We start from the raw sequence: 19868 nt of genomic DNA on the forward strand, positions 1-19868 counted from the left end.
TCCTTCAGCTGCCGGACGACTCGCCGTGACCGCGGACCCGCTCGCGCAGGGCGAGCAGTCCGTGCACCGCGTCGAGGGAGGGGGACGGGACACCGGTGCGGCGCGCGAGTTCGCGTACGGCGCCGACGAGGGCGTCGAGTTCGAGGGGCCGACCATGGTCCGCGTCCTGCAACATCGAGGTGCGGAACGCGCCGAGCTTGCGGGCGATGTCGAGCCGGTCGTCGGCCGTCATGGCGCTCTCGATGCCCAGTGCCCTGCCGACGGCCGCTGTCTCGGCGAACATGGCGGCGCAGACCTGCCGTACGTCGGGGTCGTCGAGGATGTCGAGGACGGTGGCGCCGGTGAGTGCGCTGACGGGGTTGAGGTTGACGTTGCCCAGGAGCTTCTCCCAGATGTCCCGGCGGATGTCGGTGCTGGGTTCGGGGCGGACGGGGCCCGCGGACAGGGCTTCGGCGCAGTGTGTGACGCGCTGGGAGACGCCGCCCGACGGATCGCCGATGATCAGACGGGTACCGCTGACATGCGTCACCCGGCCCGGTCCGTCGACCGCGCTGCTGAAGTGCGCCACCCCGGACATCACCCGCTCGGCGGGCAGGAGCCGCAGCAGCTCCCCGTCGGGGTCGACCGACCGCAGCACGGGTTCCTGCCCGGCGTGCTCGACGGTGGACAGCAGCCACCAGGGCACTCCGTTGGCCACGACCAGCACGTCCACGCCGTGCTCGACCCAGGTCCGGATACCGCGGGCGACCGGGAGCAGGTACTGGCTCTTGACGCAGACGACGGCCAAGTCGGGGACGGGGAGCCGCGCGGCGTCGTGCGCCGTGGGGAAGCGGTGACGAACCTCGGCTCCCGTCTCCCGGCGGCGCAGCAGAAGCCCCTGCGCGGCGATCGCGTCGAGGTGCGGGCCGGGCCGCCCGAGCAGACAGACCTCGGCGCCCGAGGCGGCGAACGCCCCGGCGAGGGTGGCGCCGACGGCACCCGGGCCCACGACGGTGATCCGCGGTGGCCGGCTGCGCGGCGGAGATGCGGGTGGATGCGACAACGCCGTCGCACCTCCTTTTCGGGTGTGGCCAGGGGGCCGGTGTGACCGTTCGCAGCGAGCATGCGCCGCCTCACGGCCCGCAACAATGTCGGTGCCTCCACTCACGGCGGTTGCGTGATGTAGATTCCGACATCACCGTGAACGGAGGTCGGTATGACCGCGATGCCCCTCGAGCAGCTCGTCGAGGCCCTGCGAGGCGGTGTCATCAGCCTGCTGTCCGACGGCAGTGCGGCTCAATGGCGCGTCACCGGCGCCGAGTTGCTCGACCACCCGGAGGCGGTTGCGACCACCGCCACCGGACATCTGTTGCTCGGGGTCGGCCTGGACATCGCCGACCGCGACGCGTTGGGCGCTGCGCTTCGGACGGCGGCAGACCAGTCCTGCGCGCTCGCCGTCAAGTGCCCCACTCCCCCGCCGCCGGAGGTGTCGGCACAGGTCGCCACGGCCCGCGTCCCCGTCCTGGCCGTCGATCCGCGGGTGCCGTGGACGCGGGTGCAGCGCCTGGTCACGACCATCCTGGCCGCGCGCGCGGCGGTCGCGGAACCGAGCGGTGGGGCGACGGGCGGCGACCTGTTCTCCCTGGCCAACGCGGTCGCCGGAATCGTCGGCGGCGCTGTCGCGATCATGGACACCCAGCAGGTCGTGGTCGCCTACTCGAACCTGCCCGACCAGCCCATCGACGAGACCCGGCGACGCGGCATCCTGGGCAGGCGGGTGCCCGAGGACGCGATCGCCGATCACCTGGACCGTGAAGTGTGGGTGAGCGACACGGTCGTACGCCGGCACCGGCCTGGCGATCTGCCGCGCACGGCCGTGGTCGTCAGGGCGGGCGAGGACGTACTCGGTTCCCTCTGGGTCGCGTTCCCCGACGAGGCCGCGTCCGCCGACTGCGGGCCCACCCTGCAGGAGGCGGCCCGGGTCGCGGCACTGCACATGCTGGCGCTGCGCCGCCAGGTCGACGCCGAGCAGGAGAGCCGCGACCGCGCGCTGCGACACGCGCTGGAAGGCCGGTCGGGGCAGGGAGACCCGTCCGGCGGTGTCCGCCTTCCCGCCGTGCTGGTCGGGCTGACCGAGGCGGTGCAAAAGGGCGGCGACGAGGAGTCCTGGGAAGCCGGCACCGCGGCCCGCCGCCGCGCCGCTCTGCTTCGGGCGCTGGATCTGGCCGTCCTCGACGGGCGCTCCCTCGGGTACGAACCGGCGGCGGCCCTGCTCGGGGGCCGCGTCTACGTGCTGCTGCCGACCGCCGGTTCCGGCTCCGTGTCCACCGGTGTCCTGCTGGACCACCTCCTGGACCGGGCCCGGCACAGCCTGCACCGGTCGTTCACGGCGGTCGACTCCCCCACGGTCGAAACGACTTCCGCCCTGCTCGCGGCCCGCCGCGATCTCGACGCCGCGCTCGACCACCTCCGGGAGCAGTGCGCAGGTCCTGGCGCTCACCACGCCGAGGATCTGCGGCCGGAGTTGGTGCTGCGGCGGCTCGTCGGCGCAGTACGCGAGGACGCCGAACTGCGCACCGGCATCGGGGAACGCCTGCGGGCCCACGACGCCGAACACGCCACCGACTACTGCGCCACGCTGCTCACCTATCTGCGGCATTTCGGCGATGTCGCTGCGGCCAGCGGCGAGTTGCACATTCACCAGAACACGTTGCGGCTGCGGCTGCGCCGGGCAGAGGAACTCTTCGACGTAGCGCTCGCCGATCCGACAAGGCGCCTTCTGCTGACGCTGGAACTGACGGCCCTGGCCGGCCTGTCGGAGCCGCCGACGAGGGGTTGATGTCGTATCGGCCACCGCTCTGCCGGATTCACTGTCGATCCCGACATTGGCTCGCGGGCGGTCGCGCGCCCATGCTCCTGCTCACCGAGGCCTTCACCCGGTACCGGCGATGCCCACGCAGCAATCAAGGAGCACGGCAGTGACCGTTCTGGACACCCCGACGAGCACGGCGAAACCGGCGTACATGAGTGATGCGGAGTGGCGGGCGCGGCTCGAACTCGCCGCCTGTTACCGCGTCTTCCACCACCTCGGATGGGTGGAGATGATCTTCAACCACATCACCGTCCGGGTGCCCGGCGAGGAGGGACACGTCCTGATCAACCCGTTCGGCCTGATGTACGACGAGGTGACCGCGTCGAACCTGGTGAAGATCGACCTCGACGGCAACGTCCTGTCGGACTCGGAATGGCCCGTCAACGAGGCGGGGCTGCTGATCCACTCGGTGGTCCACGCCGGCCGGCCCGACGCGCACTGCATCATGCACACCCACACCACAGCAGGCACCGGAGTCGCCTGTCTGCGCGGCGGACTGGACCCGGACAACTTCTACGCCGCCCAACTGCACGACATGGTCGCCTACCACGACTTCGAGGGCATCACCGTCGACCCCGAGGAGAAGCCACGGCTGGTGGCCGACCTCGGCGACCGTGACCTGATGATCCTGCGCAACCACGGCCTGCTGGCGGTGGGACCGACCGTCCCCGCCGCCTTCGCCGCCCTGTGGACTCTGCAACGGGCCTGTGAGATCCAGCTCGCCGCCCAGCAGTCCGGGCAGCCGCTGACCCCGGTGAGCCGGGAGGCGGCGGTGCGCTCGACCAAGGAGTCCTTCCAGATGGGCGACCGTACGGAGGCGGGCAGGACCTTGTTCGACGCACTGCGCCGCAGGATCGACCGCGTCGCCCCCGACTACGCCGTCTGACCCCCAACCGAACGGCGCTGTCCAGCACCTCCCGCTCCCCCGGGCCAACGACGACCCGACGACGATCGGACTCCCCATGTCCCCATCCGCTCAGACATCCGGCAACCGGAGTCAGCACCGCACCGTCGCGCTCGCCGCCATGGCGGGCACCACCATCGAGTGGTACGACTTCTTCATCTACGCCCTGTGCACCGGACTGGTGTTCGGCAGCGAGTTCTTCGACGGGCTCGGCGAGGACTCGCTGGTCATCTCGTTCGCGACCATCGGCATCAGCTTCTTCTTCCGGCCTGTCGGAGCCGCACTCGCCGGCCATCTCGGTGACCGGCTGGGCCGCCGCGCGATGCTGATCGCCACCCTGCTGCTCATGGGCGTCTCCACCACCCTGATAGGCCTGGTGCCGTCGTCCGCCTCCATCGGCATGAGCGCCCCGGTCATCCTCGTCCTCCTGCGCATCCTTCAGGGCCTGTCCGCCGGCGGCGAGTGGGGCGGCGCCGCGCTGATCTCCGTGGAGCACGCACCACCGGGACAGCGCGGCAGGTTCGGTTCCTACCCCCAGCTCGGCGCACCGCTCGGCCTGCTGCTGGCCAACGGCGCCCTCGCCGCGGTCACCGCGCTCACCACGGACGACCAGTTCCTCGCCTGGGGCTGGCGCATCCCCTTCCTGCTCAGCGTCGTCCTCGTCGCCGCCGGGTTCGTCATCCGCCGCAAGGTCGAGGAAAGCCCCGCCTACCGGGAGCTGAAGGAGTCCGGGAACCAGTCGCGTGCCCCGATCGCCGTGCTGTTCAAGAACCACTGGCCGCTCGTCGTGGCCGGCGCCCTGCTCTTCGCCGCCAACAACGCCGTCGGCTACATGACCACCGGCGGCTACGTCCAGAGCTACTCCGTGAACCATCTGGGCATGGACCCGACGCTGATCCTCATCTGCGTCATGGTCGCCGCGGTGGGCTGGCTGGCCAGCACCTTGGCGGGCGGCCGGTTGTCCGACCGGTTCGGCCGCCTCCGTGTCTACCGCATCGGCTTCGTCATCCAACTCGCCTGGATGTTCCCGTTCTTCGCCCTGCTCAACACGGCGAACACCGGCCTCGTCGTGGTGGCGCTCGTCCTCTACAGCATCGGCTTGGGGCTCACCTACGGTCCGCAGGCGGCACTGTTCGCGGAGCTGTATCCCACCGCCGTCCGGTACAGCGGTGCGGCCCTGTCGTACGCCATCGGAGCCGTCCTCGGCGGCGCCTTCGCCCCCATGATCGCCGAAGCCCTGCAGTCCGGCACCGGCACCGTGTACTCCGTCGCCGTCTACCTCGCGGGAGTGACGGTGGTCGGGCTCGCCGTCACCTTCGTCCTGAAGGAGCGCAAGGGCGTGCCGCTCAGCGAAGCCGAGGCCGAGGCCGGCGAGAAGGACGAGCAGGCGGTCGTGACCGCCTGAGCAACGTCGGACCGGCCGACGCAGCCCAGGCCGCGGCGACAGGCGGCCGGCCACAACACCCCGTCCCCCCACGCATCAAGGAGCTCCCGCATGAACGAGCCGCACACCGCCCCCGTCCGCCAGGCATCCCCCGAAGTCCGTCCCCACGGAGCCCTGACGCGCCGCCGCCTGTGGCAGCTCGGCGCCGCCGCGGCACTCACCGCCGGCGCAGCGTCGCTGCTTCCCGGACGTGCCTCCGCCGAGACCTCGGCGTCCGCGCTCCCCGCCGCACAGGACTACTTCGACCGCGCCGCCGAACTGGCCGGCGACAACCCGGTCCTCAAGAGCATCGTCAGCGCGCTCACCGCCGGCTACACCCCGCCGAGGCCCGCTGCTCCCGCGCCACTGCGGATCTTCGACAACGTCGCCGTGCTCAGCGTCGGTTTCGTGTCGGCCACGGCGATCCTCACCCCCGGCGGCATCATCCTCATCGACGCCCTCGACAACGCGGACGAGGCAGAGCAGTACATCGTCTCCGGACTGCGCAGCCTGGGGGCCGACCCGTCGACGATCAAGTACGTCGTGGTCACCCACGGCCACGGCGACCACTTCGGCGGCGCCCAGTACCTGGCCGACCGGTACGGCGCCCGGGTCATGATGGCCCCGGCCGACTGGGACCTTCTCGCCTCCACGTCACCGGCCAACGCGCCCACCCGCGACCTGGACATCGCCGATGGCCAGAAGCTGACGCTGGGCGGTACCACCGTGACGCTCCACCACACGCCGGGACACACACCCGGCACCGTGTCGCCGATCTTCCCGGCCCGCTGGCGGGGCCGCACCCACACGGCGATGCTGTGGGGCGGGACCAACCCGCCCGCGGCCACCGCGAGCAAGGAGACCTACCTCTCCTCCGCCCTGACCTTCGCCTCCCGGGCAAGGCGGGCGGGTGTCGACGTCGAGCTGAGCAACCACGGCTTCGCCGACTACGGACTCGAGCGCATGGAGGATCTGCGCAGTACGCCGAACGGTCGCCAGAACCCGTTCGTCGTGGGCACCTCGACAGCACAGCGCTTCATGAAGATCGTGGAGACCATGCTGCGTGGCCGCATCGCCCAGGATCAGCAGGCCGCCACCACGACTGCGACGACGATGGCGGCCACGAGCGCCCCCACGGCAGGCTGCTGCTGAAGTTCGCGACAACACGACGGTCACCGGCCGCCCGCGCGGCGGTGACCGTCGCAGGCAGGGTTGCACAGGGCGAAGCGGCGGACGTAATGACCGACGTTGGGCGGCATCGGTCCAGCCGTCGTCCTTGTGACCGCCGCGCTGTGCCGGACGACCAGCTGATCACGCGTTACCTGACGCCTCTGCCAACGTCCTTGGTCCACGGCGCGATGACGAGTCAGAAGCCGCGGCAACGGCATGGCAGGGTGCTGGCACGCGGGGCGGAAGGTGCCAGCGGGGCGATGCGTCAGGTAGGCGACCGCCCTGGGACGTCGGCCGCTGTGGCTGCGGAGACCTGCCCTCGGGGCGGTAGTGGTGCGCCGGACAGCAGGTCGCACCTCGCCGGCCCGTCTGTACCGGTGGCGCGCAATGGGTGGCAGCCGCTCGTTCCCGTAAGCACTCCACCGCGCGAGTGAACCTGCCATGCCTGTCGACGAGTTGCTCTCGTGCGGGTGCCGCAACCACCTTGCCTTTGACGCGCACGTCAGGGGTTAACGTCTGCGCTCCGAAAGCCGGAAAGGTCCGGCTGCTTGCAGCCCGTGCTCACCCTCCAACCCGTCCAGGAGCCCCGACATGGCCGCTGTCCTGCCTTCCGCGACCCGCGAGATTCTGCTGGCCGACATCCCCGACGGGCTGCCCGGGCCCGAGCACTTCGCCATCATGCAAAAGCCGGTCCCCGTCCCCGGACCGGGACAAGTCGTCGTCCGGAACCAGTACTTCCTCGTGTTCCCCGGGCTGCGAACTCTGATCGGCGGCCACGCCGACGGCGTACCGCTGCCCCGCATTCACGCCGGTGACGCGCTGTTCGGTCCCGCTGTTGGTGAGGTCGTCGCGGTCGGGCCCGGCGGTCCGCTGCGCCTCGGGGACTCCGTCGTGCACATGCTCGGCTGGCGCGAGCACGCGCTGGTGCCGGCAGCCGAATGCACTCCGTTGGTCAATGCCCTGCCCGACCCGGTGGCCCACCTGTCGTCCGGGTCGGCCGCCTACGGAGCACTGACCCGGCTCGCCGAAGTCCGCCCCGGCGACACCGTGTTCGTCACGGGCGCGGCGGGAGCTGTGGGAACGCTGGCAGGCCCCGTCGCCCGGCTGCTGGGCGCCACGCGGGTCATCGGGAGCACCCGTTCGCCGGACAAGGCAGAGCGGCTGAGGGCGGAACTGGGCTACGACGCGGTCGTGGTGCCGGGATCCGCGCCGATCGACGAGCAACTGGCCGCGGCGGCGCCGGACGGCATCGACGTGCTGCTGGACACGGTCGGCGGTGAGCAGCTGGCCGCGGCGGTTCGCGCTGCGCGCCGGGGTGCCCGTTTCGCGCTGGTCGGCGCGCTGGCAGGACAGTTGTCGCCACACCGGGACGGTGGCAGCGCACCCGCGGAGATCGACACGTTCCGGCTGGTCAACCAAAGCATCTCGCTGCACGGCTACAGCGGCGCGGACCATCCGGAGGTGAGGGAGGAATGGACCGAGCGCTTCGGAGAGTGGCTGCGCTCCGGCGAGATCACCTTCCCGCAGGTACGGATCCCGGGCATGGATCGCGCTCCTCGGGCGTTGCAGGAACTGTTCGAGGGGCGGCACTTCGGGACCGTGGTCGTCGAGTTGCCGCCAGGGTGAAGCGTCGTCACGTTCGGCTCGCGGCGACGGAGGCTGCGGCGTGAGGCGTGAGGACGGACATGCGGATCGGAGATGCGGCGGCAGCCGCGGGGACCACCCCGCGGGCACTGCGGTTCTACGAGGAACGAGGCCTGCTGCCACCACCGCGGCGCACCGCCACCGGGCAGCGTGAGTACGGTCCGGGTGAGGTGGTCAGGGTCCGCGTCATCCGTGAGCTGCTGGCGCTCGGGCTCACCGTCGAGGATCTGCGTGGCGTCGCCGACCGGATCGGCCTGCTGGTCGAGAATCCCCAACGGCGGTGCGGGCGCCCCGACTCCGACATCCCCGGCTCCGGGGTGGTCGACCGCAGACTCGCGGCCCTCGACGCCGAGATCGACCGCCTGACCCGGTTGCGCGCCCGCCTGGCACTGCGCAGCTACCGACAGCCGTGACGACACCTTTCGCACATGGCTCACTCAGGGAACTCAGGCCCGACCGCGGTACGGGCACCGAGCGCAGTGCAACGAACAGCGCGTCGGTCGGGCAGTACGCCTGACGCTGGAAGCAGGTCTGGCAGCTGTCCTGTCTCGCAATCACCGGAACGCCATCAGGGCCTCGGTCGAGGCGGTCCTGGTCAGTGACGTGCCCTTCGGAGCTATGGCGTAGGCGTTGGAGAACTCCATCCCGGACAGCTGCGCTCCCGCCTCGGCGGCCAACAGCGCACCGTCCCCGGTGTTGACGTCGCATCCGGGGGTCTTGGACTGGAACGCGCACCCGCCGACGGCGAGCACGACCGTGCCCGCCTGGATGCGGACGGTCTCACTGGTCGTGCGATCCAGCGCCCGCGCGCCCGACACGACCCCCTCGCTGCACTCGGATGCGTTGGCGCCACATGTACTCGGGCCCCTGAAGATCACTGCGGATCTGGTGCCCATGGGCGTCGACGGGGAACGGGTAGCGCTGTACCCGGGCGAGTTCGTCCATGCGGGTATAAGCCTCGTCGAGGACGCGCGTCATCCAGTCCCGGTCGGCGCGGTAGGCCACCGAGGCCCTCCCGGCCGGCCATGGCGGCCTCCCGCCGTTCGGGAAAATCGTCGACGAACCAGATGCCGGTACCGACCGCTGCGGTCGCACCGCTCGCGCCGGTGTAGCCCTTGTCGGTCAGAACGACTTCGGCGCCGGCCTGGGCGGCCTTGATCGCGGCCCAGGTGCCCGCGGGGCCGCCGCCGACCACGAGTACGTCGGTGGTCAGCGTGTGTTCGGAATCGGGGCTCGTCATGGCATGCGTTCCTTCCCGGGACCGGCGATCAGGGCTTGAGACGGCCGGAGGCGAACATCGCGGCGGACCACGCCGAGAGTGCGGCCGCGAGGGCCCAGACCACGAGCAGGGCCCACCCCGCGCCGACATCGCCCTGGCCCAGGAAGCCGATCCGCTCGACCTGGACCAGCCAGAAGACCGGGTCGAGGTGGCTCAGGACGTCCCAGGCCGGGGGCAGTTGCCGTACCGAGTAGAAGACGCCGCCGAGAAAGCCCAGCGGCAGCAGAACGATCGACTCCATCGAGTAGACGTGGTCGAGCGACTTCGCGAGGCTGCCCGCGATCACGCCCACCTGCGCGGCGACCAGGAGCACCCCGAGGGTTCCGAACAGCAGGACGAGGGGGCGGGCGACGCTCCCGCCGCCGGTGAGCGGGAGAGCCACCGCCAGCACTCCCCCGCCCACGACGGCGCCTCGGACGACACCACCGCTCACCAGTGCCGCGTTGATCTCCCACCAGCGCAGCGGACTGGCGAACACGTCGTGGATGTACCGGTCGCGCCGGGCCTCGAACAGGCTGGTCGTCCCGTTGAAGAAGCCGACGTTGACGATCGCCTGCGCGAAGAGTCCGGGCACGATGAACCCGCCGTAGGAGACGTCGTCGACCGTGTCGACGTGCCGTCCGAGAGCCGACCCGAAGACGACGACGAACAGTGCGGTCGACAGCACCGGACCGACGACGCTGTAGCGCCAGATGGTCAGAAACCGCAGGACCTCGCGCTCGAAAAGCCACAGGAACGGCGACCGTTCGGGCTTGAAGGGCCCGTCGTACGACGGGACAGCCAGCAGGGCGTCTGCGCTGCTCGTCATGCCACCTCCTCCCCGGTGATCACCCGGTCGTAGACCTCGGAGATGTCCCGGGCCTCGTAGCGGTCCCGCAGCAGGGCCGCTGAGCCGCGGTCGACGATCCGGCCCGCGCGCAGCAGCGCGATCTCGTCGCACAACGTCTCCGCCTCCTCGAGGTAGTGCGTCGTCAGCAGGACGGTGGTGCCCGCCGCATTGAGGCCCTTGACGAGTCGCCAGATCTCCGAGCGCAGCTCGACATCGACGCCGGCGGTCGGCTCGTCGAGGATGAGCAGACGCGGACGGTGCATGAGCGCCCGCGCGAGCACGAGACGCCGCTGCATGCCCCCGGACAGCTCATAGGCACGCGCGGCAGCCTTGCTGTCCAGCCGGAACACCTCGAGCAACTCGTCCGCACGCCGGACGGCCGCCTTCCGGCCGATGCCGTGATATCCCGCGTGGTAGATCAGGATCTGCCGGATCGACAGGAACCGGTCGACATTGATCTCCTGCTCGGCCAGGCCCAGCAGGCGCCGGGCCGCACGGCTTCGGTGGTCGTGACCGAAGACGGTGAGCGTGCCGGTGGTGGGACGGACGATGTTGCAGACCGAGCCGATCAGCGTCGTCTTGCCCGCGCCGTTGGGGCCGAGCAACCCGAAGAACGCGCCGTCGGGGATCTCCAGGTCCAGACCGGCGACGGCGGTGAAGCCGTCCCCGTACGTCTTACTGAGCCCCCGGACGAGCAGAGCAGGCGGCTTTCTGTCAGCCACCGGACACTCGCGTCGCTTCCGGGTGGAACTGGTTGGGCGGCACCGGCAGCCCATAATGCTCGCGCAGGGTCGTGCCTTTGTACTCCTCACGGAACAGCCCCTTGCCGCGCAGGATCGGCAGGACGTGCTCGATGAAGCTCTCCAGGCCGGACGGCAGAGCCGGCGCCATGATGTTGAACCCGTCCGCGGCACCGCCCTCGAACCAGGCGATGATCGTGTCCGCCACCTGTTCGGGCGTCCCGATGAACTCGAAGTGACCGCGGCCGCCCCCGAGCCGCGAGATGATCTGTCGTACCGTCAACTTCTCACGTACGGCGAGTTCGATGATCAGGTCGCTGCGGCTCTGCGTGCCCTCCAGCTTCGGTCTCGCGAGGATGAAGTCCGGCAGCGGCGCGTCGAGTTCGAAGACCGACGGCTCGGTTTCGAAGACCGCGGCCAGCTGACGCAGTCCGTACTCCGGGACCCGCAGTTCGTCGAACTCCTTCGCCAGCGCCCGGGCCTCCTCCTCGGTCGACCCGATGTACGGGACGATGCCCGGCAGCACGATCACACCGTCCGGGTCACGCCCCGCGGCCCGGGTCCGTGCCTTGATGTCGGCGTAGAAGCCGGCCGCTCGCTCGTACGTCTGGTGGGCGGTGAAGATCGCCTCGGCGTGGCGTGCCGCGAAGTCCTTGCCGTCCTCGGAGGAGCCGGCCTGCACGAGCAGGGGGTAACCCTGCGGCGGACGCTCGACGTTGAGCGGGCCGGCCACCGAGAAGTACGTGCCCCGGTGGTCGGGCCTGTGGAGCCGGGCGGGGTCGGCGTAGCGCCCCGTGGTCTTGTCGGCGACGACGGCCTCGGACTCCCAGCTGTCCCACAGTGCCTTGGCGATGTGCAGGAACTCGTCGGCACGGGCGTAGCGTTCGGCGTGGTCGGGGCGGTTGACGAGGCCGAAGTTGGCCGCCTCGTCGGCTCCGGCCGAGGTGACGATGTTCCAGCCGGCGCGGCCGCCGCTGACATGGTCGACCGACGCGAGCCGGCGAGCGAGGTTGTACGGCTCGTTGTACGTCGACGACACGGTCGCGATGAGTCCGATCCTGCTGGTCGCCTGCGACAGCGCGGTCAGCAGGGTGAGCGGCTCCAGCTGGCCCGGCGGCCGGAACTCGCCGGTGCCGATGAGAGCCGGGCCGTCCGCGAGGAACAGCGAGTCGAACTTGGCGCTCTCCGCCAGCTGAGCCAGTTCGATCCAGTGCCGCAGGTCGAAGTCCGCCCGCGGGTTGCTGTGCGGGAGGCGCCAGGCCGCCTCGTGGTGGCCCGCCTCCATGAGGAAGGCGTTGAGGTGGAGCCGGCGTCTTGTCGGGTCACTCATGGGTGCTCTCCAGTCCGTTCTTGGTGCGCCGGCTCAGCCGACCGACAGCTTCGAGCTGTCGTAGCCGGCCGGGAGGAGGTTGTCGGTGATCGACGAGACGTCGACCTTCTTGGTGATCTGGCCCGCCTCCAGGAATGCGTCGGCGAGCTGCTGTTCCGCGGCGATGTCCGACTTCTCCACCGGGGTCACCCGGGTCTCGAAGGTCTCCAGGGACGTCTTGGCATCGTCCAAGGGGATGCCCTCCTCCTTGGAGATCGCCTCCGCGTACTTGTCCTCGTGCTTGATCGCCCAGGCGAACTCGTGGGCCAGACGCTGCAGGACGTCGGTGAGAGCCGCCCGCTTGGTCTTGTCGTTCAGCGAACTCTCACTCGCGACGTAGTAGCTGCTCGTCTGGTCGATCGGCGGAAGACCCTTGGCCAGGATCCGTGCGCCGTTCTTGACCGCGATCGCCGACTGCGGGTTCCAGATCGACCAGGCGTCCACCTTGCCGGTGTTGAACGCCGTGGCGGCGGCCGCGGGGTCGAGGAAGACCAGCTTCACGTCCTTGGGGGTCAGGCCCACGCTCTTGAGCGCGTTCAGTGCCAGACCGTGGGCCGAACTGCCCTGCGGCACAGCGATCTTCTTGCCCTTGAGGTCCGCGAGCGTCTTCAGCGTCGAGCCCTTCGGCACGATGATGTTCTCGTTCGCCTGGGTGGGCCTGAGGGAACGGTTGACGGCGACGACCTTGAAGCCGTACTCCTTCGCGGCGCCGGTGATCGGCGGTACGTCACCGACGCTGCCCAGGTCGATGTCGCCCGACGCAGCCGCTTGCACCAGCGGCGGGCCGTAGGTGAAGCGGGCGAACTTCACCTTGTAGGGCGCGTTGTCGAACACGCCGGTGATCTTCGCCAGCTCCTGGCTGCCGTCGCCGCCGTTGTCACCGATGGTGAAGGTGTACTTCTTCCACTCCGGGTGACTGCCGGCACCCGATCCGCTCGAGCTGCTCAGCGGCGCGGCGGCCTCCGACGTCGATGCGCACGCGACCAGGGTGCTCCCCAGGGCGAGCAGGCCGGCGGCGGCGACGAATCGGGAGGGTCTTCTGGACATGGGTTCTCACGTGCTTTCTGTGCTGGGGTGGGAGAAGTAAGTCGGTGTGGTGGGGAGAAGTCAGTGCTGGTTGGCCAGACCGAGGTCATCCAGGAGTGCGGAGCGCAATTCCTCTCGCGCGACGCTCGCCTCACGATCCGCGGCCGACAGCCCGACGAGGCGGGAGGTGCCGATGCGTCCGTTGCTCATGACGAGGACGCGGTCGGCCAGTGCGATCGCCTCGTCGACGTCGTGGGTGACGAGCAGCATGGCCGCGTGGTGCTTGCTCCGCAGCGCCCGTACGAGGTCGTGCATGCGCAGCCGAGTGATCGCGTCGAGCGCCGCGAACGGCTCGTCCAGCAGCACGAGTTCGGGCTCCGAGACCAGCGCACGTGCCAGCGACACCCGCTGGGCCTCGCCGCCGGACAGCTCCTTGGGCCATGCCTTCTCACGGCCCGAGAGTCCGACCTCGGCGAGCACGTCGAGGGCCCGCTGGTCGGCGCCCGGTCCGTGCAGACCGAGGGTGACGTTGCGCAGCACCCGCTGCCACGGCAGCAGCCGGTCGGCCTGGAACACGATCGCGCGCTTCGCCGGGACCTCCACCCGCCCCCCGTCGGGTCGGTCGAGGCCGGCGAGCAACCGCAGGAGGGTGCTCTTGCCGCAGCCGGAGGGGCCCAGCAGGACCACCAGCTCCTCGTCGGCGATGGTGAGGTCCAAGTGGTCGAGGACGACCCGGTCCCCGAACCGGCGGACGACCTTCTCGACGACCGCGCCGGCCTGTTGCCGGGGTTGCGTCTGAACGGTGGTGCTCATGCTGCCTCATAACTGGGGCGCCACCGCAGCAGCACCCGCTCGAGGGCCCGGACGAACTGGTCGGCGAGCAGACCGAGGAGCGAGTAGATCACCAGCCCCACGAAGACCTGGCCGGTCTGCAGGTATGTCTGTCCCTGGGTGATGAGGAAGCCGAGACCCTTGTCGGCGTTGACCGTCTCGGCGGCGACGAGACCCAGGACGCTGTAGGCGAGGGAGAACCGCAGGCCGACCAGGAACCCCGGCAGGGCTCCGGGCACCAGTACCCGCGTCACCAGGCGCCAGGTGCCTGCGCCCGTCGTCCGCGTCATCTCGATCAGCCGCTGGTCGACCCCCCGGATCGCGGCAAAGAGGTTGACATACATCGGGACGCCCGCGCCGAACGAGATCAGCAGCACCTTCGTGAGCTCGTCGATGCCGAACCACACGATCATCAGCGGCAGCACCGCCAGCAGCGGGATCGTGTTCAGGATCTGCACGACGCCGTTGAACAGGTACTCGCCACTGCGCAGCAGACCGCCGAGCACACCGGTGACGATGCCCACCGTCAGACCGATCGCGAGACCGATGCCGGCCCGTTGCAGCGAGATGGCCAGGTCCGGCCCGAGGACGCCCTGTTGCCACAGATCGACGGCGGACTTGACGATGGAGGTCGGTGCCGGAGCGTAGGTTTTCTTCAGGACTCCGGCCCTGGCGAGGATCTCCCAGGCGATGAGGATCACGACCGGAGTGGTGTAGATGCCAAGCGGCCAGCGCAGCCGCTCGCGGAGCGTATGGAGCAGAGTCTGGCGGCGGGCGTCGCGTGGCAGGAACACCTCGCGCACCGGGGCACTCGTCGGCTCGGTGCCCGCCGAGCCGACGGCCGGTCTCTCGATGCTGACCTCGGTCATCAGGCTGCCACCTCCAGCACCTTGCTGTAGTGCGAGGCGTCACCGACGAGCGGTTCGCTGCGGCGGCCGTCGACGCCGACCGGCACGTCTCCCGCGACGGTCACACGATTGAGGCGGCGCGGGTGGTCGTCGTAGTTGTCCACGCCGTAGTGCTGGGTGATCCGGTTGTCGAAGATCAGCAGCTGATCGGGGGCCCAGGTCCAGCGCAGGATGTTTTCCGGGCGGGTCACATACGACTGCAGGATGCGCAGCAGATCGGCCGACTCACCGCTCGACAGGCCGACTATCCGTTTGGCGAACCCGCCGATGAACAGCCCGCGTTCGCCCGTCAGCGGATGCACGCGCACGAGAGGGTGCTCTGTCTCGTACGGCGTCGAGACGAAGACACGGTCGTACTCCTGCCGTTCGGCCGTCGTGGCCGAAGTGCGCGCGTAGTCGTACTGGTTGGTGTGCACGACGCGCAACGAGTCCGCGAGGGCGCGGAGGGACTCGGGCAGGTCCCGGTAGGCCGCGGCGGCGTTCGCGATCAACGTCTCGCCGCCGTAGGGCGGGATCACGATGGACCGGAGCGTGGTCAACTGCGGCGGGTTGACCACGAAGGTGACGTCCGTGTGCCACTCGTTCGCCTTGGACGTCTCGCTGTCGACGGCGAGCACGTTCGTCGTACCGTCGGCGGCCGGCACGTTCGGATGGGCGGTGGTCAGGTCGCCGAACCACTCGGCAACGCGCTCCTGACCGGCGTTGTCGAGGCGCACGTCGTCGAACACGATCGCCTTGTGCTCGTTGAGGGCATGACGGAGCGTCGTGATCGTCGAGGGGTCGGGGGGCGCCGTGAGGACGACGCCCTCGACCACCGCGCCGATGCGGCCCGTGAGCTTGCGGATGGACGGAGGCATGGGAGGTCCCTCTTGGAGAATCCGGGGGCACTGCGGTGCCGGGAGTCGGAGTGAACGGGCGACGGGCAGGGATCGGCCGCGCAGTCAGTACCCGGTCCGGGCACGATGCGAGGGACCGACAACTGCTCGAGAAGTGCCGGACGGGGGTCAAGCCCTGGAGGTAGTGCGATCGCGCTGGTCAGCGGCGGCTGACCGGGGTGTCCTGCGGAAGACTTGAGGGCCCGCGTCACGTGCACGACAGGCTGTCTGCGCGCAGGGGACGAACATCCCCTCGCGGACCTCAAGTCGGCCCGCACATACTCCCCACGGAGGGAGCACGGGCGATGAGGACAGAGGGGACGAGGGTGGTCTTGCGGTGGAAGCCGCAGTCCCTACCGGCCGCTGCCGAGGGCCGCTTCGCGGATCAGCGACACACTTTCCGGATCAACGACAACAGAACGCGCTGGAGACGTGCGCCAGGTCGATGTGGCGCCTCCGGGTCAAATCCACGCGCGGGGTCATGGAAAGTGAGTTGAGCAGACGCCCGCCCCGTCGGTCAATAAGTTCCGGACAGGTCTCACATGGCGGAAACGTGGATGCGGGCCTGCCCGGCTCCGACCGCACCGCTCCGGCAAGGCCACGCTCGCCCGGCTCCTCGCCGCGCGGCTTCGGGCGGTCCACCTGCGCGTGGACACGATCGAACAGGTCATCGTCCGCTCCGGCCTGGCGGAGCATCCCGTAGGGCCAACTGGATACGCGGTCGGATGCACCCTGGCCGAGGAGGGCACGGTCGGGTGCGCCACGGGCTCGCCCAGCAGGCGGCCGAACGCCTCGTGGCTGTCGGCGTCGAGGCGTCGAGGTGCCTGGCGCGACGGCGTCTTCCCGCTCCAGGACGCCTCCGAGGCCCTCGCCCTGAGCGACCCGGCAGAGGTAAGGCTCGGCCGCCAGGTCACCCTGCTCCGGGGACGCCCGAACTCGAGCGCCACCTTTCGTCCCGCCTGATCGCCTTTGACTCCTTCACGGTCACGGTCGACGCGGACGTCCTGGTCTCGCACCGCGACCACGGTGGCGGCTACAGCCTGTACGTCGACGACGGCCGCCTGCACTCCGCGTACAACGAGTACGGCGCCCTGCGCGAGACGGACACGGGCCCCTCGCCCCCCGGGACCCGCACCGTCCTCCTCACGGCCACCGCCGAACCGGGTCTGCGCCGGCGCTTCGCCCTTGCCGTGGACGGCGCCGCACGCGCCGCGCCCGAACCGGTCCACCAGCTCCTCGGCATGGTCCCGTTCCAGGGCGTCAGTGTGGGCGTCGACCGCAAGTCCCCGGTCTTCTGGCCGCTGTACGAGCGCCACGGTGTCTTCCGCTACACCGGCGCCCTCCGCTCGGTCACCTACCACCCGGGCGCCCCGGGACCGTGGCGCAGGCACTGCGGGAGGCAGCGGCCGCTCACCGCACGTCGAACAGGCGTTCCGCGTTGTGCAGCGCGTGCCCCGCGACCCGCTTGCCGAGGACGAGACCGGCCTCGTCGGCGGAGCGGGTGTGGATGCCGGAGTAGACGCGGGCGTCCAGGTTGTCCTGGGACAGCTGGCTCCAGGCTGTGTAAGTGCGGGTCACTCCGGGAGCGGTGGGACTGGTCAGCTCGAACGGCGCGGTACGCGGTCCGCTGAGTGTGAGGACCGTCTCCGCTGCGCCGGCGTAGGTGTTGTGCCCGCTGGGATAGTCGGGGTGGGCCGGCGTGATGTGCAGCGGGGACCACTCGGGATCGGGGTCGATCGCACCGGTGCGGATGGCGGTGACGGGGCGCCAGCGCAGGTAGGCGTACTTGGTGTCGGAGGTGGCGATCTGCGTGTCCACCGCGGCGATGTGGAACAGTGCCACCAGCGCGGCCTGCGCCGGGGTTGAGCGCTGCGAGCGGGCCACGGCGACCCGCAGCGGCTCGGTGTACAGCGTCAGGGAGGAGCCGAACCAGAAGGTGGCGGTCTCGGTCTGCCGCTCGGTGCGTGCTGTGCTGTTCACGGCCCCGTACGCCCGCACCTCGGCCAGGTCGGCACGGTAGCGCGCGGAGTCCGGGGCGGGCGGGGCGGGGAGCCGGTACTGGTCCGGGCTGTCCAGCAGGAAGGGCCGGGCGAGCCGGTTGCCGTACTGCACGGCCGGAGCATAGGCGGGTGGCGTCGGCTGCCACACACCGGGGGCCGCCGGCGGCACGGTGAACGGCGCGTTCACCGAGGCCGGGTCGAGACCGTCGCCCTCACGGGAGGCGAGGACCAGCCGTGCCTCGCGCGCGCCGGCCGCCGCACCCTTCGACTTGGCCGGCCCGTCCGGGATCCGGTCCAGTGTCGTGCCCAGCACGGTGTCCAGTTCCCGGGCGCGGGACGGGATCAGCTCCACCAGGGCATCGTGTACGGCGGATGCCAGAGCCGCGTCCTGGAAGTCCCTCCGGCCGACGCCGGGCGGTACCTGGCGGGTGGCTCGGGCTGCCGCGAGCCAACTGACGGCCCAGGTGCGGCTGTTGGTGATCTGCGTGGCGGCGCCGGCCGCCGCGATGGTCACGGCCGTCGTGTTGTACCAGTCGAGCAGCACGGACGGGCTCGACGTCCGTTCGTCCGCTACGGCGGCAGCAGCGGACGTGACAGTGGCGGAGGCGGCCAGCAGCGTGGCCGAGCCGAACGCCTGCAGGGCGGAGCGGCGGGTTCTGAGCGGGTTCACGGGTACTCCCTCTCGGACGTGCGGGTGATTGCTGTTGCCTGGGCACACGCACCGACGTGCACGCACTCGGCACCGCTACCAACGGCGGGCGGGCGTGGGGACGAGCGGTGCGGTGCAGTGAGGTGCGGTGAGGGTCAGCTACACAGCGCGGCGGCGACACGCAACAGATCAACGGCGCGCCGCCGGGTGAACCACAGAGAGATCCACATGCCGGGGACGCTACATTTGCCCCAACCCACGGTCAACGGGCGGAGGTTGACCGCTCGTGACTGCAACGACGCCTTCGTGTTCCTGCCATGTGCCCGTTACCAGATCGGTCGCGGGGAGCACCGGACCCCGGTGCGCTGTGCCTTGCGCCCGCCGTCGCTGAAACAGCGGGCGCAGGGCCCTTCACCGAAACCTGGTCAGGCCGCAGACTGCCGCACCGGCTCCACTCCGATGACCTTGCGGTAGGCGCGGGCGCCGTCGCCGTAGTCGTCCACGGCATAGTGCCAGGTCGCCCGGTTGTCCCAGAGCACGAAGTCGCCCGGGTTCCATCCGAAGCGGATCGTGTAGTCGGGTGACGAGGCGTGCCGGAGCAGATGGTCGAGGAGCACCTTCCCTTCCTGAGGCGTCACACCGGTCAGGCCGATCGCCGACGTGCTGATGAACAGCCCCTTCCGGCCCGTCTCGGGGTGCGTCAGGACGACGGGATGCTCGACGGTCTCCCCGCCCGCTGTCCGCTTGCTGCCCTGCGCGTAGTTCTCCGCGTTGCCGTCGTAGAGCGCGCCGACCGACTCGAGCAGCACCTTGAACGGCTCGGACAGGTCGTCGTACGCCGCCTGAAGATCGGCCCAGAGTGTGTGCCCGCCCAGCTCGGGGACGACCTCGTAGGTCAGCGACTCGATCGCGAAGACGGGCTGCCGCCACAGACCGCCGATGTGCCAGGTACTGGCCTTGCCGGTCTTCTGCACGTTGTACGGGTAGACCAGCGGATCGGCGGGGTCCTTCACGGCGGTCGGGTGGTCGAACGGTTCCGCGAACACGCGGATGGCCTCGACGTGCTGACCGGGTGTCAGGTGCTGGTCGCGGAAGACCAGCACTTTGTGGTCCCGGAACGCCCGGCGCAGTTCCTCGGCGGTCCGGTCGTCGATTCCGGCCTTCAGGTCGATGCCGGTCACCTCCGCACCGAACCGCGGTCCGGCCCGTCGGATCTCGTGGCTGGCGACAGTGCTCATGGCTCTCCCTCTGTGTGCTGCCGTACGGGGGGTCTCGCGCTGCGGTCACCTCTCACCTGACAGATGAAGGCGACGTCAGACGCGGCGACACGCGGACGCGTCGACGCGTGCCAGATCCACGTACAACCTGCG

Annotated in this window: 20 protein-coding genes; 7 read left to right on the top strand and 13 right to left on the bottom strand. The window is 70.2% G+C overall.

Annotation, left to right across the window (positions count from 1 at the left end):
* Window positions 1-4 precede the first annotated feature (4 nt).
* Window positions 5-1042: a ketopantoate reductase family protein gene (locus RNB18_RS27580; RefSeq protein WP_311716794.1), complete on the bottom strand. Its 1038-nt coding sequence runs from the start codon at window positions 1040-1042 to the stop codon at window positions 5-7.
* Window positions 1043-1195: 153 nt separating this feature from the next.
* Between RNB18_RS27580 and RNB18_RS27585 the strand changes: the two genes are divergently transcribed.
* From RNB18_RS27585 to RNB18_RS27610, 6 genes are all read left to right on the top strand, one after another.
* On the top strand, window positions 1196-2818 hold the full coding sequence (locus RNB18_RS27585) for a PucR family transcriptional regulator (protein WP_311716795.1): 1623 nt from the start codon (window positions 1196-1198) through the stop codon (window positions 2816-2818).
* 139 nt (window positions 2819-2957) lie between these two features.
* On the top strand, window positions 2958-3737 hold the full coding sequence (locus tag RNB18_RS27590) for a class II aldolase/adducin family protein (protein WP_311716796.1): 780 nt from the start codon (window positions 2958-2960) through the stop codon (window positions 3735-3737).
* Window positions 3738-3813: 76 nt separating this feature from the next.
* Window positions 3814-5160: an MFS transporter gene (locus RNB18_RS27595; RefSeq protein WP_311716797.1), complete on the top strand. Its 1347-nt coding sequence runs from the start codon at window positions 3814-3816 to the stop codon at window positions 5158-5160.
* Between the two features lie 90 nt (window positions 5161-5250).
* The gene (locus RNB18_RS27600) at window positions 5251-6330 is read left to right on the top strand and encodes an MBL fold metallo-hydrolase (RefSeq protein WP_311716798.1); all 1080 of its coding nucleotides are present in this window, start codon (window positions 5251-5253) and stop codon (window positions 6328-6330) included.
* A gap of 609 nt (window positions 6331-6939) precedes the next feature.
* A complete protein-coding gene (locus RNB18_RS27605; RefSeq protein ID WP_311716799.1) occupies window positions 6940-7974 on the top strand; it encodes an MDR family NADP-dependent oxidoreductase in 1035 nt (344 codons plus the stop codon).
* A 59-nt stretch (window positions 7975-8033) separates the two neighbouring features.
* Window positions 8034-8405, top strand: coding sequence for a MerR family transcriptional regulator (locus RNB18_RS27610; RefSeq protein WP_311716800.1), 372 nt, complete (start codon window positions 8034-8036; stop codon window positions 8403-8405).
* Window positions 8406-8546: 141 nt separating this feature from the next.
* Here RNB18_RS27610 and RNB18_RS27615 read toward each other — a convergent pair whose 3' ends face one another.
* From RNB18_RS27615 to RNB18_RS27655, 9 genes are read right to left on the bottom strand one after another with little or no spacing between them, the layout of a single operon-like run.
* Window positions 8547-8810: an FAD-binding protein gene (locus tag RNB18_RS27615; protein WP_311716801.1), complete on the bottom strand. Its 264-nt coding sequence runs from the start codon at window positions 8808-8810 to the stop codon at window positions 8547-8549.
* Window positions 8811-8866: 56 nt separating this feature from the next.
* Window positions 8867-9232, bottom strand: coding sequence for an FAD-dependent oxidoreductase (locus RNB18_RS27620; RefSeq protein ID WP_311716802.1), 366 nt, complete (start codon window positions 9230-9232; stop codon window positions 8867-8869).
* Window positions 9233-9260: 28 nt separating this feature from the next.
* Window positions 9261-10079 (bottom strand): ABC transporter permease, encoded by an 819-nt coding sequence (locus RNB18_RS27625; protein ID WP_311716803.1) that lies wholly within the window; start codon window positions 10077-10079, stop codon window positions 9261-9263.
* On the bottom strand, window positions 10076-10822 hold the full coding sequence (locus RNB18_RS27630) for an ABC transporter ATP-binding protein (RefSeq protein ID WP_311716804.1): 747 nt from the start codon (window positions 10820-10822) through the stop codon (window positions 10076-10078). Before RNB18_RS27630 ends, RNB18_RS27625 begins: the two co-directional genes overlap by 4 nt.
* Window positions 10815-12170 (bottom strand): LLM class flavin-dependent oxidoreductase, encoded by a 1356-nt coding sequence (locus RNB18_RS27635; protein WP_311716805.1) that lies wholly within the window; start codon window positions 12168-12170, stop codon window positions 10815-10817. The genes RNB18_RS27630 and RNB18_RS27635 overlap by 8 nt, the downstream gene beginning before the upstream one ends.
* 33 nt (window positions 12171-12203) lie before the next feature.
* Complete coding sequence (locus RNB18_RS27640; protein ID WP_311716806.1) at window positions 12204-13256, bottom strand: ABC transporter substrate-binding protein; 1053 nt, start codon at window positions 13254-13256, stop codon at window positions 12204-12206.
* 60 nt (window positions 13257-13316) lie between these two features.
* Window positions 13317-14048: an ABC transporter ATP-binding protein gene (locus RNB18_RS27645; RefSeq protein ID WP_311716807.1), complete on the bottom strand. Its 732-nt coding sequence runs from the start codon at window positions 14046-14048 to the stop codon at window positions 13317-13319.
* Complete coding sequence (locus RNB18_RS27650; RefSeq protein ID WP_311716808.1) at window positions 14045-14935, bottom strand: ABC transporter permease; 891 nt, start codon at window positions 14933-14935, stop codon at window positions 14045-14047. The genes RNB18_RS27645 and RNB18_RS27650 overlap by 4 nt, the downstream gene beginning before the upstream one ends.
* Entirely contained in the window at window positions 14935-15831 is an 897-nt protein-coding gene (locus RNB18_RS27655; RefSeq protein WP_311716809.1) for a TauD/TfdA dioxygenase family protein, read from the bottom strand. Before RNB18_RS27655 ends, RNB18_RS27650 begins: the two co-directional genes overlap by 1 nt.
* Window positions 15832-16497: 666 nt before the next feature.
* Between RNB18_RS27655 and RNB18_RS53770 the strand changes: the two genes are divergently transcribed.
* A complete protein-coding gene (locus tag RNB18_RS53770; protein WP_394817688.1) occupies window positions 16498-16812 on the top strand; it encodes a hypothetical protein in 315 nt (104 codons plus the stop codon).
* Between the two features lie 447 nt (window positions 16813-17259).
* Here the strand turns inward: RNB18_RS53770 and RNB18_RS27665 are convergent, their stop codons facing one another.
* From RNB18_RS27665 to RNB18_RS27670, 3 genes are all read right to left on the bottom strand, one after another.
* The gene (locus RNB18_RS27665) at window positions 17260-18519 is read right to left on the bottom strand and encodes a vanadium-dependent haloperoxidase (RefSeq protein ID WP_311716810.1); all 1260 of its coding nucleotides are present in this window, start codon (window positions 18517-18519) and stop codon (window positions 17260-17262) included.
* A 134-nt stretch (window positions 18520-18653) separates the two neighbouring features.
* The gene (locus tag RNB18_RS53775) at window positions 18654-18728 is read right to left on the bottom strand and encodes a putative leader peptide (protein ID WP_394817684.1); all 75 of its coding nucleotides are present in this window, start codon (window positions 18726-18728) and stop codon (window positions 18654-18656) included.
* Between the two features lie 195 nt (window positions 18729-18923).
* The gene (locus RNB18_RS27670) at window positions 18924-19736 is read right to left on the bottom strand and encodes a TauD/TfdA dioxygenase family protein (RefSeq protein ID WP_311716811.1); all 813 of its coding nucleotides are present in this window, start codon (window positions 19734-19736) and stop codon (window positions 18924-18926) included.
* Window positions 19737-19868: the final 132 nt, after the last annotated feature.

The sequence above is a fragment of the Streptomyces doebereineriae genome (assembly GCF_031845645.1).
Lineage (GTDB): Bacteria > Actinomycetota > Actinomycetes > Streptomycetales > Streptomycetaceae > Streptomyces > Streptomyces canus.

Excerpts from the sequence above, each read along its gene's own strand:
- RNB18_RS27600 (WP_311716798.1), top strand. The coding sequence starts at position 5,251 with ATGAACGAGCCGCACACCGCCCCCGTCCGCCAGGCATCCCCCGAAGTC.
- RNB18_RS27650 (WP_311716808.1), bottom strand. The coding sequence starts at position 14,935 with ATGACCGAGGTCAGCATCGAGAGACCGGCCGTCGGCTCGGCGGGCACC.
- RNB18_RS27610 (WP_311716800.1), top strand. The coding sequence starts at position 8,034 with ATGCGGATCGGAGATGCGGCGGCAGCCGCGGGGACCACCCCGCGGGCA.
- RNB18_RS27605 (WP_311716799.1), top strand. The coding sequence starts at position 6,940 with ATGGCCGCTGTCCTGCCTTCCGCGACCCGCGAGATTCTGCTGGCCGAC.
- RNB18_RS27655 (WP_311716809.1), bottom strand. The coding sequence starts at position 15,831 with ATGCCTCCGTCCATCCGCAAGCTCACGGGCCGCATCGGCGCGGTGGTC.
- RNB18_RS27670 (WP_311716811.1), bottom strand. The coding sequence starts at position 19,736 with ATGAGCACTGTCGCCAGCCACGAGATCCGACGGGCCGGACCGCGGTTC.
- RNB18_RS27585 (WP_311716795.1), top strand. The coding sequence starts at position 1,196 with ATGACCGCGATGCCCCTCGAGCAGCTCGTCGAGGCCCTGCGAGGCGGT.
- RNB18_RS27620 (WP_311716802.1), bottom strand. The coding sequence starts at position 9,232 with ATGACGAGCCCCGATTCCGAACACACGCTGACCACCGACGTACTCGTG.
- RNB18_RS27640 (WP_311716806.1), bottom strand. The coding sequence starts at position 13,256 with ATGTCCAGAAGACCCTCCCGATTCGTCGCCGCCGCCGGCCTGCTCGCC.
- RNB18_RS27645 (WP_311716807.1), bottom strand. The coding sequence starts at position 14,048 with ATGAGCACCACCGTTCAGACGCAACCCCGGCAACAGGCCGGCGCGGTC.
- RNB18_RS27635 (WP_311716805.1), bottom strand. The coding sequence starts at position 12,170 with ATGAGTGACCCGACAAGACGCCGGCTCCACCTCAACGCCTTCCTCATG.
- RNB18_RS27595 (WP_311716797.1), top strand. The coding sequence starts at position 3,814 with ATGTCCCCATCCGCTCAGACATCCGGCAACCGGAGTCAGCACCGCACC.
- RNB18_RS27625 (WP_311716803.1), bottom strand. The coding sequence starts at position 10,079 with ATGACGAGCAGCGCAGACGCCCTGCTGGCTGTCCCGTCGTACGACGGG.